Origin of the sequence: Marinimicrobium sp. LS-A18, from assembly GCF_000463525.1 — a bacterium.
Classification (GTDB): Bacteria; Pseudomonadota; Gammaproteobacteria; order Pseudomonadales; family Cellvibrionaceae; genus Marinimicrobium; species Marinimicrobium koreense.
Map to the genome: position 1 here is coordinate 838751 of NZ_AWEP01000006.1, position 13845 is coordinate 852595.

Annotated in this window: 14 protein-coding genes; 7 read left to right on the forward strand and 7 right to left on the reverse strand. The window is 58.1% G+C overall.

The window, feature by feature from the left end; genetic code table 11:
- Positions 1-58: 58 nt before the first annotated feature.
- The 3 genes from N645_RS0114715 (at position 59) to N645_RS0114725 (ending at position 2243) form a co-directional block, all read left to right on the forward strand.
- Complete coding sequence (locus tag N645_RS0114715) at positions 59-571, forward strand: RNA polymerase sigma factor (RefSeq protein ID WP_051174475.1); 513 nt, start codon at positions 59-61, stop codon at positions 569-571.
- A complete protein-coding gene (locus N645_RS0114720; protein ID WP_024462279.1) occupies positions 568-1275 on the forward strand; it encodes a hypothetical protein in 708 nt (235 codons plus the stop codon). The genes N645_RS0114715 and N645_RS0114720 overlap by 4 nt, the downstream gene beginning before the upstream one ends.
- 65 nt (positions 1276-1340) lie before the next feature.
- The gene (locus tag N645_RS0114725) at positions 1341-2243 is read left to right on the forward strand and encodes a hypothetical protein (RefSeq protein ID WP_024462280.1); all 903 of its coding nucleotides are present in this window, start codon (positions 1341-1343) and stop codon (positions 2241-2243) included.
- Between the two features lie 11 nt (positions 2244-2254).
- Here the strand turns inward: N645_RS0114725 and N645_RS17620 are convergent, their stop codons facing one another.
- The 3 genes from N645_RS17620 to N645_RS0114740 form a co-directional block, all read right to left on the reverse strand.
- Positions 2255-3967 carry a S8 family serine peptidase gene (locus N645_RS17620; RefSeq protein ID WP_024462281.1) on the reverse strand — a complete coding sequence of 571 codons (1713 nt, stop codon included), beginning with the start codon at positions 3965-3967 and terminating at the stop codon, positions 2255-2257.
- A gap of 118 nt (positions 3968-4085) precedes the next feature.
- Positions 4086-5792, reverse strand: coding sequence for a DUF5666 domain-containing protein (locus tag N645_RS0114735; protein WP_024462282.1), 1707 nt, complete (start codon positions 5790-5792; stop codon positions 4086-4088).
- 168 nt (positions 5793-5960) lie between these two features.
- On the reverse strand, positions 5961-6740 hold the full coding sequence (locus N645_RS0114740) for a hypothetical protein (RefSeq protein ID WP_024462283.1): 780 nt from the start codon (positions 6738-6740) through the stop codon (positions 5961-5963).
- Positions 6741-6833: 93 nt separating this feature from the next.
- Between N645_RS0114740 and N645_RS0114745 the strand changes: the two genes are divergently transcribed.
- Positions 6834-8258, forward strand: a complete 1425-nt coding sequence (locus tag N645_RS0114745; RefSeq protein ID WP_024462284.1) for a GTPase domain-containing protein — start codon at positions 6834-6836, stop codon at positions 8256-8258.
- A gap of 3 nt (positions 8259-8261) precedes the next feature.
- Here the strand turns inward: N645_RS0114745 and N645_RS0114750 are convergent, their stop codons facing one another.
- The 3 genes from N645_RS0114750 to N645_RS18120 form a co-directional block, all read right to left on the reverse strand.
- Positions 8262-8531, reverse strand: a complete 270-nt coding sequence (locus N645_RS0114750; protein WP_024462285.1) for a Txe/YoeB family addiction module toxin — start codon at positions 8529-8531, stop codon at positions 8262-8264.
- Positions 8528-8779: a type II toxin-antitoxin system Phd/YefM family antitoxin gene (locus N645_RS0114755; RefSeq protein ID WP_024462286.1), complete on the reverse strand. Its 252-nt coding sequence runs from the start codon at positions 8777-8779 to the stop codon at positions 8528-8530. Before N645_RS0114755 ends, N645_RS0114750 begins: the two co-directional genes overlap by 4 nt.
- 404 nt (positions 8780-9183) lie before the next feature.
- Positions 9184-9723 (reverse strand): hypothetical protein, encoded by a 540-nt coding sequence (locus tag N645_RS18120; protein ID WP_152521727.1) that lies wholly within the window; start codon positions 9721-9723, stop codon positions 9184-9186.
- 598 nt (positions 9724-10321) lie between these two features.
- Between N645_RS18120 and N645_RS0114765 the strand changes: the two genes are divergently transcribed.
- The 3 genes from N645_RS0114765 to N645_RS0114780 all read left to right on the forward strand — a co-directional run bounded on the left by N645_RS0114765 (position 10322) and on the right by N645_RS0114780 (position 12250).
- A complete protein-coding gene (locus N645_RS0114765; RefSeq protein WP_024462288.1) occupies positions 10322-10537 on the forward strand; it encodes an AlpA family transcriptional regulator in 216 nt (71 codons plus the stop codon).
- A 477-nt stretch (positions 10538-11014) separates the two neighbouring features.
- Entirely contained in the window at positions 11015-11680 is a 666-nt protein-coding gene (locus N645_RS0114775) for an inovirus-type Gp2 protein (RefSeq protein WP_024462289.1), read from the forward strand.
- Between the two features lie 60 nt (positions 11681-11740).
- Positions 11741-12250 (forward strand): hypothetical protein, encoded by a 510-nt coding sequence (locus N645_RS0114780; RefSeq protein WP_024462290.1) that lies wholly within the window; start codon positions 11741-11743, stop codon positions 12248-12250.
- A 26-nt stretch (positions 12251-12276) separates the two neighbouring features.
- Here N645_RS0114780 and N645_RS0114785 read toward each other — a convergent pair whose 3' ends face one another.
- Positions 12277-13773: a tryptophan halogenase family protein gene (locus tag N645_RS0114785; protein WP_024462291.1), complete on the reverse strand. Its 1497-nt coding sequence runs from the start codon at positions 13771-13773 to the stop codon at positions 12277-12279.
- Positions 13774-13845: the final 72 nt, after the last annotated feature.

Sequence of the window (13845 nt, forward strand, 5' to 3'; positions counted from 1 at the left end):
TCTACGCCAGAGGGGAATAAAACCCGCCCCGGTACGTTGTCTGGAATATGAGGCCTGAATGACACTGGATTTTCGTTCGCAGCTGGTGGCGATGCTGCCACGCTTGAGGCGGTTTGCTCTGGGCCTGACGGCCAGCCGGGACGAGGCGGATGACCTGGTCCAGGCGGCCTGCGAAAAGGCGCTGGCCAAGCAGGATCAGTGGCAACCGGGCACCCGGCTGGATTCCTGGCTGTACCGGATTGTCCAGACCCAGCGGATTGACCACCTGCGCCGCGCAAAACACGCACCGGTGAGTATGGCCGCCGAGACCATGCCGGACTGGGAGGATACCCAGAGCGCTGACCGGGCTGAGCGCGAGGATCTGCTTCGGCACACCTTGAGAGCTCTGGAGCAGCTGCCCGAGGATCAGCGGCTGGTCATGCTGCTGGTGGTGGTAGAAGGCCACTCCTATCGGGAGGTGGCCGAGCAGTTGGGAATTCCGCAGGGCACGGTCATGAGTCGCCTGGCGCGCGCCCGCCTGCGAGTGCAGGAACTTCTGGCGCCTGAGCAATACACTAGGAAAACACCATGAATGACGCCGACTTTCAATTGATCATGGCCTACGCCGACGGGGAGACCGGACAGGAAGATACCGTCCGGGCCGAAGCCCTGCTCGCCGATAGCGCCGATGCGCGCGCGGCGCTGGCGAATCTGCGGGCCGTGGATGATCAAATCAAAACCAGTCTGGGCGGCGTGCTGAGTGAGCCGGTTCCGCCGCGGCTGACCCGCGCCGCGACGGCGGAGGCGCCCGCCCGGGGACGCCTGTTCCGGTTCCCGGGCGGCGTGCGGGTGGCGCCGTCTCACTGGGCCATGGCCGCGTCGGTGGTCGTGGCCCTGAGCGCGGTTCTGTTCTGGGCGACAAGCCCCAAGCCGGAGGCCGAGGCCATGCAGCGGTTTGTTTATCAGACTCTGGAGCAGACCCCGAGTGGTGAGCGCCGAACGGACGCCGATCGCGGCTGGCAGGTAATGCCGCTGGCCAGCTACGAGACCGCCGAGGGCCGATGGTGCCGCGAGTACGCCGGGCGAGTGGGTGCCGATACGTTGTCGGGGCTGGCCTGTCGGGTCGACGGGGAAGAGTGGCAAACCCTGGTGTCTGAAACCCACGCCGTGCCGGAGGGCTATCGGCCCGCGGCCGGACCCACGTATACCGTGGCGGCAGTACTTGCGGGGCTGCAGGCCGGTGAGCCTTTGACCGAGGCGGAAGAGGCGGCCCGCTTGCGCCGGGCGGGGCAATGAGGGCGGTGACGGCCGCCGCATGGTGTCCCCGGTCCGGTTGGCTCGGTGCCACTGGACTCAATGTCATGGCTTCGTGCCTGCTGGGCTTTGCCGCTTCGGCGACCCTCGCCGAGGAATCCCCGTTGAATAGCCTGCGGGACGCTGTGGATCTGTCGGTGTCGGCCGGTGCACGCCACGAAGACAATCTGGTGGTCGAGGAGCTCGATTCGGTGTCCCGGGAGTCTGGCTCGGCCTGGGTTGGCTCGGTGGACCTTGACCTGGAACAGGGGCTGGGCGGCGGGCGCGAGATCGGCGCCGGTTATTTTATGGAGCAGCGACGCTTCGACCAGCACCCGGACTATGACCTGGATCTGCACTATGGTTATGGCAACCTGAGTCAGCGGCTGGGGGCGGTGCGTTGGACCACACGCCTCGATGGCAGCATTGCCTATTTGGGCGGCGAGCGCCTGCTGGAGAACCGGCAGATCGCCCTGGAGGCGTCCCGTTTGTTTAACCGCGTCTGGTATCTGCGCGGGGAGCTGGCGTTCAAACAGACCGATTTATTGCAGGCACCAGAGCGCAATAACGACGATACCCGGGCGCAGTTCGCGGGCTATTATTTTCTGGACGGAACGGCTCACTACCTCAGCGCCAACTACCGGTTCAATGCCAAGCGCGCCGAACAGTTCCGGTTTGATTATGACGGGTACCGGTTTGGTGTGTTGTATAACCGTCGCCTTTCAGACTGGGCGACGCTCAAGCTGGATTGGCGCTACGAGGAGCGGCAGTACCTCAGTGGTGCCTCGACTCCCGCCAGTGGCCAGCGCCTGGATGAGCGCGAGCGGTGGCGGGCGCGCCTGGAAATCCCGATGGGTAAGCGGTTGGAGCTTGAGTTGCGCTATGAGCATCGGGACTATGGCTCCAATCTCGAGAGTGTGGATTACACCGACAATCGTCTGGAAGCGCGCTTTACCCTTGAGCTGCTTTGAGGCGGCGGGCCTCAGGGGGAGGCCGGCGTTGCCAGTTGGCTTTTCCCCGGCAGTCCAAGGCCGAACAGCGGGTCCTTACCGGGTTCACCCAAATCCACCGTGTCCTCACTCAGCGCTTGAAGCGCCTGCCCCGGCGAGCCGGAATCGGCCAACTGCCGGGCCAGCAGTGCGGTGACCACCGGCGCCGCAAATGACGTGCCGGAGACCTGGGTAAAACCCTGGTCCCCCGAAGCGGCGGTCAGGTTGACGCCATAGGCGGCAAAATCCAGATGATCACCGCGCACCGCGTAGGGGTAGAGGTCGAGCGCCCGGTCCACGGCGGTTACCGCCACCACGGTGGGGTAGGCGGCCGGATACTGCGGGTCGGCGAGTGGGCCGGCATTGCCCACGGCGGCAACGGGCAGTATGCCGCGGGATCGGATCTGTTCCAGAACGGTTTCCAGCGTCTGATTCGCGGGACCGGAGAGGCTGATATTGATAACCTCCACCGGCCGGGACGCCAGCCAGTCCAGGGCCGTAATCAGGGTCTGGGTGGTGGCAATGGAGCCGTACTGGGCCTGTTCGGAAAATACCGAGGCGATGTACAGCTCGGCATCGGGTACCAGACCTTCCCAGGCTTGTGTTCGCCCCACCAACAGCGATGCGACGGCGGTTCCGTGCGCCAGGTCCTCGTCCGAGGGGCGGGCGGCAAAAGCTTTCTGTTCCAGGCGCGCACGGGCAAACGCAGGGTGTCGGGTATTCACCGGTCCATCCAGCATGCCAATGGCGGTACCCGAACGGGAGGGCGCGCCGGGGCGGTAAAGCGCTGACAGGGTCAGGGGGGCATCGGGCGCGGTTGTCGGGCCCTGGTGGTATTCGTAGCCGTGGTTAAAGTCGACCGACAGCCCCGGATAGCGTTCGCGCAACTCGTTGCGAAGTGCTTCCAGCGGCACGTCGCCTTTGACCTCAAAACTTCCCAGATTGGTTCCCAGTGCAGAGAGCGGCCGTCGCTCTCTGAGGTCCAGCGCCGGGTGGCGGCTTAACTGTTCCAGCAGCTCGTCGTCCGCCAGCACCAGCATTTCGTTGCGGACGATGAGGTCACCGGTATTGAGCTCTATCAGGCTGTCCAGGTCCTCTTCCAGCGCGTCCAGCAGCCGCTCCTCCAGAGCGTCGGCCAGTTCATCGTCCTCGTCGAAGCGATCGTCCAGGTCATCATCGTTCAGTTCATCCTCGAGGTCGTCGTCAATATCGTCGAGCTCGTCTTCCCAGTCATCGTCGTCCAGTCGATCTTCAGCGGCTTCCTCCGCCAGATCTTCGGCAAGGTCCTCGGCGTCATCATCCAGGCTGTCTTCCAGCTCATCCTCGGCTGCTTCTTCGGCCAGTTCCTCGGCGAGGTCTTCCGCGTCATCGTCCATGGCATCCTCGGCGGCGTCCTCCGCCAAGTCATCCAGTTCATCTTCCAGCTCGTCGTCGAGTTCGTCTTCCAGGTCATCTTCCAACTCGTCTTCGATGTCATCATCCAGATCGTCCAGCTCGTCCTCGAGGTCTTCAAGCTCATCGTCGATGTCGTCGTCCAGTTCATCCAGGTCGTCGTCATCAATCTGGGCCAGATAGAGTGTCTGGGAGGAGCTGGTGAAGGAAAAGGGCGAGTCCGCCTGAACCGTTCCGGTACCCAATACAACGCCCAGCAGACTGGCGAGTAGCAGGCGAGGGCTGGGAAGGAGACCGTTTGCAGGCATGGTCATGGGCTCGATTCACGTCGAAGGAGATAGGCTGGGAGCAGAATAGAGCAGGGACGACAGGTTTGGCAATCGATGGCAAAGTGCCGGGCCCTTTCCCTGTGGCCCGGCGAGGGGTTACGCCTTATGACTCGGCGCTGTCATCATCCTGATCGTCATCTTCCTGGTCATCATCATCGTCCTGATCGTCGTCTTCATCCTCATCGCTGTCATCGTCCGAATCGTCATCATCGTCACGATCGTAGGTGGTTTCGACGTCGTCATCCCAGTCGAATTCCACTTCCTCGGCAATCAGCAGACCGTCAGAGCAGGCGGCGGCATTGTCTTCGTCGCTCTCGGCTTCGATCACCGCACCGCCACTGAGGGTCGTGAAGAAGCTCGCCCGGCCGAGGATGCTGTCGTCGTCATCGCCAAAGGCGTCATCGTCCACAATGCTGGCGGTATCGATGGTCACACCCAGGATGGTGAAGGTGCCGGCGGAGGCATCAATGCTGTCGGCGTCTACCGGGCCGCGCAGGGAACATTCCTGATCGTCCTCATCGTCATCGCGCTCGATCCGGGTCCAGGTAAGGGTACCGTCTTCGGCGAAATAACCCCGGGCTTCAATACTGTCGCCCGCTTGCAGCCGAGCCATGAAGTCTTCCGGGTTGAGGCGATCGCCGTCGTCCTCATCGTCGTCTTCCACCCGGCTCAGGCCGGTGGGGGTGACGGTCACGCCCAGGCGGGTGGTGAAACTGGTGGCGCCGACGGTTTCGACCCGATCGGAGATCTCCACATTGTTGTTCCACTCGCGCTTGATGCCATCGTCATCGGTGTCGATTTCCAGGCGGCCTTCTGCGTTGAAGGATCCCTCGATTTCCACTTTGACGCCCACCAGGCTGACCAGCGCACTGGCGTCTGCCAGGGGAATCACCACCCCGTTGATGGTGACGCTGTTCGGGGTGCTGTCGGTATCGACGGCCTGAATGATGCCTTCGATTTCGAACTCACCTTCGCGCTCATCGTCATCGTCCCAGCGATCGTCTTCGCGTTCGATTTTACTGGCCAGCAGACTGCCGTCGGCCTGAACCTCGCCTTCGACTTCCACAAACCAGCCGTTGCTGAGCTCACCGTCTTCGATGTCATCGTCCAGGGCGGACAGGTCGTAATGAACCAGCAGATCCCGGATCATGAAGGTGCCATTGGTGGTATCCAGATCGGCGATGACCCCTTTGACCTCCGCTTCGTTGTCATCGTCGTCGCTGTCGTCGTCATTCTGGTTGAGACGTTCCAGGCGGGTGGCAATAAAGCCCTCTTCCGTCGGGAAGCCGCTGACCTCGACCACCACGCGGCCCTGGCTGCTGTCCAGGTCGTTCAGGTCAATGCGTCCGTCCATATTGGCGTCAGCAATGTCGCTGCTCAATACCGTGTTCGCATCCACGGTCACGGTCTGACCGAGTACCACCAGGGTGCCCAGGGTGGGGTCCTCAGCGTTGGGGGAGACAGAACTGACCGGCCCTTTCAGGTCTTTGTCGAACATCACGCGGGTAGCGCGGCGGTCGTCTCCGTCCTGTTCCGCTTCGATCTCGACCCGCATACCCAGGCGAAGATCGTCTTCGGACATGCGGCCTTCGCCTTCAAACTCGATCTCGGCGTTGGCGGTGTCGTAGCGCACCCCGTTGACGTAAACACTGCCAAACCCGGTAATGACACCGGAGGAGCTGACTTTGTCGCTTGAATTGTTGCCGTCGGGGTTGTTGGCGTTCGGGGCGGAATCACTGCTGCCGCCGCCGCAGCCTGTTAGAACCAGAGCGATGGATGTGGCCAATGCACTTTTTTTCAGATGTTTCATGGCGAGACCTCTTCGTCGTTGATCGCATTACCAAGGCGGCGTAGCGCCACCTTTCCGTGTGTTTCATTAGCGACAACGTTTGGCGCCGGGTTTTATTCCCTCAAGACGGATCGGTTTCTCAAAATGTGCAGGGCGTCACACAATATCGGGGGTTGGTGATGGCTTCGCTCACAGAGGCTGGAGCGTCTGGGTCAGTTGGGTCTCATGGTGCTCGCCCGGAATATCGGTTTTCCGCCAGCGTTGGCGCTCGCGGACGATCAGGTGACCATCCAGTACCTGATAGTGTTGGGTGGACTCCTCCCGGTACTCGCCGCGGATGACAAACAGCAGGCTTCCTTTGGCATGAAGGTTGAGACGGCTGGCCAGGGGCATCCCGGCTTCGTCGACCCAGACTTCCAGGGTGGAGTGGAACTGTTTGACGTATTTCCGGGCCCGCTCGTCGAGCACCGTTTTGTCCCGGTCAAAGATCAGGCGCCGGGCGGGCTGGCCCTGCCAGCGGTCAGTGACGAGGGTCCGAAAGCTCGAGCGCTGGATTTCCCGACGCAGCGGGGCGGCGGCATTCAGAAGCGGGCGAACCTCGTTCAGGTCCAGGCGCCACATGAAATCGGTGGTGGGGGTGCGGGCATCGGGGTCCTCCAGCAGGCGGTTCGCTTCGGCCTCCAACCGATCCAGCAGCGGCCAGCCGTAGGTCACGCTGGTGCCATCAGTGCCCCGGTTGATGACCGTGTTCACCGACACCTCGACTTCCTCCCGGTCGTCGCCTTTGCCCTCGGCACGCCAGAGCGCCGATAACAGTTGTACGCGAACGGGGCGGTTGTGCTCCAGTTGGTCGAGGGTCTGGAGCAGGTCTTCCGGCTGCGAAGCGCTCGCGGTTAGAGCTATCAAGAGAGCGGCGGTGGGCCCGATCAGCGCAAGAGTGCGGCGCAGAAGTCCGGAAGGCAGCGTCATGGGTCATCCCTCAAAAACGGTCGTAGGTCGGTGAGTACTATACGACGCTTCGACTCCAAACCGTGAAGAAAGCTCCTTTGATATAGTGACGGTATGAAAGACCTGATCCGCCAATTCGGTCGCCTGCGTCTGTTGGCGCTGGTGCTGACCTATCTGCCGCTGACCGCGATTCCTGTGGCCGGCGTGGTCTGGCTCTGGCAAACGGGGTACCTGGCCTATTGGTTGTTGCTGTTGGCCATTTGCGGCGGCTGTGCGCTGATGCTCCAGCTGTGGCTGGCGCGCATCGATAAACGCCGGATTCCGGACGCGCGCACCGGCCCCAGCGGGCATTGGTCCACGACGGCCGAAGGCGCCTGGACCCAGGTGGAGGCGCTGGCTCAGAGCGCGGACCCCGCGGAATACGCCCTCAGCGACGGTTCCGCACTCTGGCTGCTTGGGCAGCATGCGTTGGAGCGGGTAGCCGGGCACTTTTTCCCGGATAAGGAGCGGCCGCTGCTCGAGCTGACGGTACCCCACGCGCTGTTGATCATCGAGCGCGCCAGTCGTGAGTTGCGTCAGGAGATTGTGCATACCGTGCCCTTCAGCCATCGCCTCAGCCTGGGCAACCTGGTGCGGGCCCGGCGCCTGCAACAGACCGCCACGCGCTACCACAATGCATTCCGCATGGGGAGGGCGCTGATCAGCCCGGCGAGTGCACTGTACCAGGAGTTCAGCCGCGCCGTGGGCGGCCATATTCTGGATTACGGCAGCGAGCGCATGCAGCGCTGGTTGCTGCAGGAATATGTGCGCAAAGTGGGGTTCTACGCGATCGAGCTGTACAGCGGAAACCTGTTGCTCAGCGGCGAGCTGACCGCCGGCACGGGGCAGCCGCTGCAGGTCCTGGTGCTCGGCTCGGCCGGCAGTGGTAAAACCAGCCTGCTTGAGGCACTGGCCGGCGGCCAGTCCGACATCAATCCGAACGCCAGTGATAAGTGGATCAATGCCCATCGAATCACGTCACCGGTCTGGGGCGAGCTCGAACTGTGGGATACCCCGGCGTGGCCAAAGTTGCCCCGGCGCCGAGCGCGTGCGGCGGTGGCAGCGGCCGATCTCATCATCTGGGTCAGCGATGCCAGCGCCGAGGGTATGAAAGACGATGCCGAGCAACTGGCGCGACTGCAACGCTGGCTGGGGCGTCGCGCCGGACAGCCGGAACCGCCATTACTGGTGGCCCTGACGCACCTGGAGCAACAGGGAGAAACCTTTTCCTTGGCGGCAGTGGCAGAGCAACTGTCGATTCCGGCCGAGCAGATCATTTCTCTCTCACTGGCGGACCCACACTCTGAGCAGGCCCGAGAGCCATTACAGGCCGCCTTCAACCAATACTATGCCCAAGCGGAGCGGTGCCACTACTGGCGATACCTGCACCGGCGCCGCCAGGCGGAGAATAGAGAACTGTCGGGCCGTCAGTTGCGTGGTGCCGCCGGCACGGCATGGCGCGCGGCGCGTGGGCTGTTTCGTCAGGGGCCCAAGGGGTAGAGGTTATTCGTAATGGAAACGGCACTGAATGATAAGCAAAGTGGCGTCGGGGCCTTCGCCTTTGAGCTTGTAAACCAGTCGGTGCTCCCGGTCGATACGTCGGGACCAGTAACCTTTCAGTCCGTGTTTTAGGGGCTCAGGTTTACCGCTGCCGTCAAAAGGGGTGCGCATCGTCTCCTGGATTAGCTTATTGATACGTTTTACCGTTTTCTTATCCGTTCCCTGCCAGTATTCGTACTCATCCCAGGCAGTCGATGTCCATGCCAAGATCATTCAACCAGATTCCTCTGCACGATGTCGCCGCGCTCGGCCTCTTCCAAAGAGGTTTGAAGCGCCCGGGCATTGGCTGGCGTAGACAGGAGGTAGCTGGTTTCCTCATAGGACTGGAAGTCTTCCAGGCTCATCAGTACTGCTGACCGGTTCTTTGAGCGGCGAATGATTACGGGTGCGTGATCGTCATTGACCCGATCCATAAAGCTCGCCAATTTTTCCCGGAAGGCAGAGAAATTGATAATGTCCATAGGCGGTACCTCAGTCAGCCATCAAATGATGTACGAAAAATAGTACACCTTTTGGCAGTGAAAGGGCAATGGGTGCGTAAGGGCTGCTGGTGTCGACATTTTTTCGACACGTGAGGCCCAGAAATGAAAAACCCCTGAAATTCGCTAGGAAAGTCAGGGGTTTAGGTCTTGCTATGTGGGCCGGGGGAAGCTGAACAAATGCTGTAACTTCCTGAAATAAAGAATTAAACCATGGGTTCAGTTATCCCTTGGAATACCGTTTGGAATACCTGCCACTCCCGTGAACCGGGGGTTCAAGGTAACCACAATAGACTGCCGGAAAAACGCTCTCCTGAACGAGTCCTCCTCCGGAGATCGGCTCAAAAAACTTCCAGGCGTATCCGTATGGTCGGGGAGTGTTCCCCCTAAGGGGCTTGGGTGATGAGACGGGCTTTAGATGAGTAGTGCCGCTCTTCAAATTCTCTCTCGACCAGCAACTGAATCAGCTGGTTTCGATGTAACCCCAGATCTTCTGATAGCCTGTCAATTTTGTCATTTGTCGCCTTTTCAAGGCTAAAGTTGTACTGCTTTTTGCCCTGCTTTTTTTGCTTTTCCTGGTATTTATGCTGGCTCCACCCTCTTTTTATTTTCTCCAAAAAGTATGCCTTTTCCTTGGTAGTGTAGTTGGAGCAGTCGAAGGCCGACAGCACACATGTATAGACGTCGTTGTTGCTGGTTGGCGCTTTGGGTCCCCAAACCATCTTCTGCCGATTTAGCCAGGCCCATGCAAACCACGCTTTTTCTGCTTTGCCCTCTTGGCACCAAATTCCCCAGCTTTTGTCACCCAAGAGAGTGGACCACTCACCCCGAAGCTGGGCTATTGTAGCTCTCTTTAGGTGGAGATCCGTGTCAGCGGTATCGATTGCTGCGATGAGGCGGTCCTTGAGTGGGAGCTGTGCTGGCAAGTGAAATCCCCTGTACCCACTTTCCTTCGATAGTCGCCATTCCAGCCACGTCAATAGCCTCGAATCATCGTGAATCCAATCGAGCTCTCCGCTGGGAACAAGGTGAGAACGCATCTCACCTATCAGCTCAGCTTTCTCTGCGTGCGGGTTGGGTAAAGTCAATAGTTGCGCTCCAATGTGCTCCCGTCGGCTAAATAAGGTCCCAAACCTTTCCTCTTGCATTGGCATCTGCCGCTTTAGCAAAGCTACCCAGAGCCAAGTTGACTCCCGGTGGTTAATGGGCCCAATGAACCGTTCTTCCTCTGGAGCATCATCTCTAGTAATTCCCATTTTTTATGCCCTTAAGTTATATCTATAGGTGATTATTAAGGTCTATTAAAGGGGCATTTTACCAGAATTAAATGTGATATGTAGCGCTAATATAAAAGATCTATACAAGATAGATAAGTAAGCTGACTGTTCTGTAGACCCCGATTTTACAGGGGGGGGATCTATAATTTTACTAAAGATAAATTAGGATTACTAAAGATCCGTCGCTTTAATGTGTAATTCCGTACTGATGAGGCACATCTCATGAACGGATCTACAGGAGTCCAACATGAGATTTTTACGCCTCAAAGAAGTCATAGAGCTGACGGGCCTGAGCCGGTCCACCATCTACAAATACATTGAAGACGGGCTGTTTCCCCGGTCCGTCTCTCTGGGCGGACGAGCCGTCGCCTGGATCGATCAGGAGGTTCACGATTGGGTGTTGGCCCGGATAGAGGAGCGGGATCAGGGCAAGCCGGTATTCTCTGACCGAGTGGTTGCCTAGTTAGGCCGACTCTCCCACTTGGACAGAAATTGATCAGTGAGCATTGAGCTTGGCACAGCTAGACGGTGGGGATCAGCCCCATCCTCTGGCTTCGCGGCGCTAGGCACTACCACCAGAAAAACTCTCCCACAACCTTCCAAGGGGCGGGGTTTTGAGTTGTAATTTTTGTCACCTCGATAGCGGGCTCCAAAGCCCAGTAAATCACTGCCTTTTCGTTGACGATGCCAAGCATTTACCGGCATTCGGATTGCGATTTTCTTTAGGATATTAGTTATATACATTTCGAAGCAGCGCACGCAATAGCCCATGCACGAAGTAAGCATGGGGGTGCAGTATGGGCGAGAGGTAGGGGAGTTGATGCTTGGGCAAGAGGGGAGCAACACGGGGCAGCGATAGCCCCGTGGATTGGGAGGCGAGGTGTAAAAGATAACAAGAGCTCCGGATGGTGTGACAATCACTACGACTTAGGAGCCAGCGATGCTTAACAGCACCTATAAGCGATTACCACAGAACCCTAATATTAAGCTTCATTGGGGTCAGGACTACAACGAATATGAGCTGATGCCGGGCGTTGGCCCGTTTATTGAGCAGAACCTAGCCAAGATTGACCGAACTATACGCTGGGCTAGGGAACAGTCCACTAGGCTGTACGCGGTGAGGCTGGATTTACGATTTCCGCAGCATTACGAGCTATCCGGTTTGGGGGACTTTTCAAACGATCCTATTAATCGGTGTCTTAAGAGCCTCAAGGGGCGGTTGGACAGGTATTGCAAGTCGAGGCTCCATTGGCACAACTATGCAAGCCTTTGGTCTCGGGAATACGACAAAGGCGACACCCGCCCGCATTTCCATGTTCTTCTGCTCCTCAATGGTCATGCCTTCAGGGCGATAGGTAACATGAGTAAAGGGGGTGAGTCGCTTTACCGGATGATTGAAGAGTCCTGGCTGTCTGCCCTTAGGTGTCAGGGGCTTGGTCTAGACAAGCTGGTTCACGTCTGTAAGGCCGGTCAGTACCGGATTGATACGAGTAAATATGCGGAGGCTAGCTCTCTGTTCCAGCGAGTTAGTTACATGGCCAAGGTGAGGGATAAGTGCTTTGATGATGGCTACCACCGCTTTGGAGGTAGTCAGATGAGGGGGTAGAGCGGTAAATCTGTACGGGCCTGCCTGTGGATATGTAGCCATATCCACAGGAGCCCAATCATGAACACTGAATATCAAATCGTTGCTGCCGGAACCATTTCACCCCTCAATACCGATACCGCTGACAGTACGGACCAGGGCGAACTGCTTCAATACCAGAAAGCCCGAGATGAACGGCTAGAAAGAATACTAACCTCCAAGGTCATGGTTGAAATCACCACTGAATACCCCAGCTACGAGAGTCTGAGTGAGGGCGCCTGGCGCCACGAGCTGTTGGAGCGCATCTACCAGGCCGTCGTTGCCCGAGCGACTAAACGCTTGGAGCATATCAATCCTCGACGCTTCGCCTGTCTACCCAAGTCTGCCAGTGTGAACCTAGCCTGGGAGCGCTTACACCACAATGACAGTGGGAAGCCGGTTTACTCTCAGCGGTGGTATATTGAAAAAGATCATGCCGCGTTGCTCGGTTATCCGGGGCGGTTGGGTGAAGAGTCCTTCGCGGATATCATCATAGCCACTTGGCATGCGGGAACAGCCGATGCAGAAGCGCAGCGTGGCACTAAGATTTAGCAATCGCACTGTCATCTCTAAAATCGTTAAAAGACTTGTCCTCTGTCCATGGCACAATATCGGTCTAGAAAGGACTGGTGAGATGGCAGTTGCCGAACGGTTTGCTGCACTGAGTTTCTGTCTCCTGTGATAAATTTCTGTAAATGATCTGGTGTCATTACATCGGCAATAGGGTGGTACCGCTGGGGCGAGACACCCTGGCCGAGCATTACTTGAACCCATGAATCGCTGGAAAATAGGTCGTTATTACTTTGAAAGACGTGCGCCTGACTCTTGAAAAGCTCAATTCGGTGCGCCAGGCTGTCCGGAATGTCCACCGCTTTGCATGAACGCCAGAACGGGGAGTCATCGCGTTTGGTCAAGTGGTAGTGCAAAATAATAAAATCTCGGACTGATTCAACCTCTGATCGGACTAGGTCGTTGTACTGTCGGACATGACTTTCCCGTATCTCATCGTAAGGAAATAGCTTCATCAGGTGTGTAACTGCTGTGATGATCAGGTGGATGCTGGTGGATTCCAGAGGTTCAATAAAGCCGCTGGATAAGCCAATCGCCACGCAGTTCCTGTACCATGGCTGACGTCGCCGGCCGGTTTTATAATGAAGAACTTTGGGGTCGGTAAGGGGTTTTCCCGAAACCGATTGCTGCAGCCTCTCCAAGGCGGCGTCCTGGCTCAAGTGTTGCTGCGAATACACCAGGCCATTGCCCAATCTGTGCTGTAGAGGGATCTGCCAGCGCCAGCCTTCGGGGTGTGCGGTTGCCTGAGTATAGGGGAGAGGATCTTCTTGCGCTTCTGTTTGCACGGTAACAGCACTGTCACAGAGAAGCCACTGGCTCCAGTCCTCATAGTCGACATTGAGAGTCTTGTCGATCAAAAGCCCGGAGAAGCCGGTACAGTCTATAAACAGATCGCCGTCGAGGTGCTGGCCGGATTCGAGCTCCAAGGTGGTGATGTGGCCGTTATCCGCCTGTACCACTTGGGTGACTTTACCCTCAATTCGTTTGACGCCCAGGTTCGTGCTGAATGTTCGCAGAAACGTCGCGTACCGGCTCGAGTCCAGATGGTAAGCGTAGGTCATCGCCGCCTGAGGTTCCTTACCAAACCGGCCGGACTTTGCTGCTTGCATCTCCAGAGAGTGATCCGAAAACCCTTGGCTGATACCGAGTCGGTTGGCCCGCATCCAGAAGTGGTGAAACTCGCCAAGCCAGGTATCTTTGCCGCTTTTACCAAAGGAGTGCATGTATTGGCTTCCGGGAGTGTACCAGTCGTTAAACTCGATACCGAGCTTGAAAGTGGCCGCAGTGGCCTTCATAAAAGACTGCTCGTCAATTCCCAGTAACTTGTGGAAAATGCGTATGGGGGGAACGGTAGATTCGCCGACGCCGATCGTGCCGATCAGGTCGGACTCTATCAACGTTATGTCCAGAACGTTGCCTAATTGGCGTGACAGGGCTGCAGCGGTTATCCAGCCTGCAGTGCCTCCGCCAACAATTACAACCTTCTTAAGCGGATTGGAGCTCATGGACGTGCTCCTTTTAGATAATTTTATTAAAAAGGACCGGCCCGGAGGCCGGTCTAAATGCACTTGCTGAGG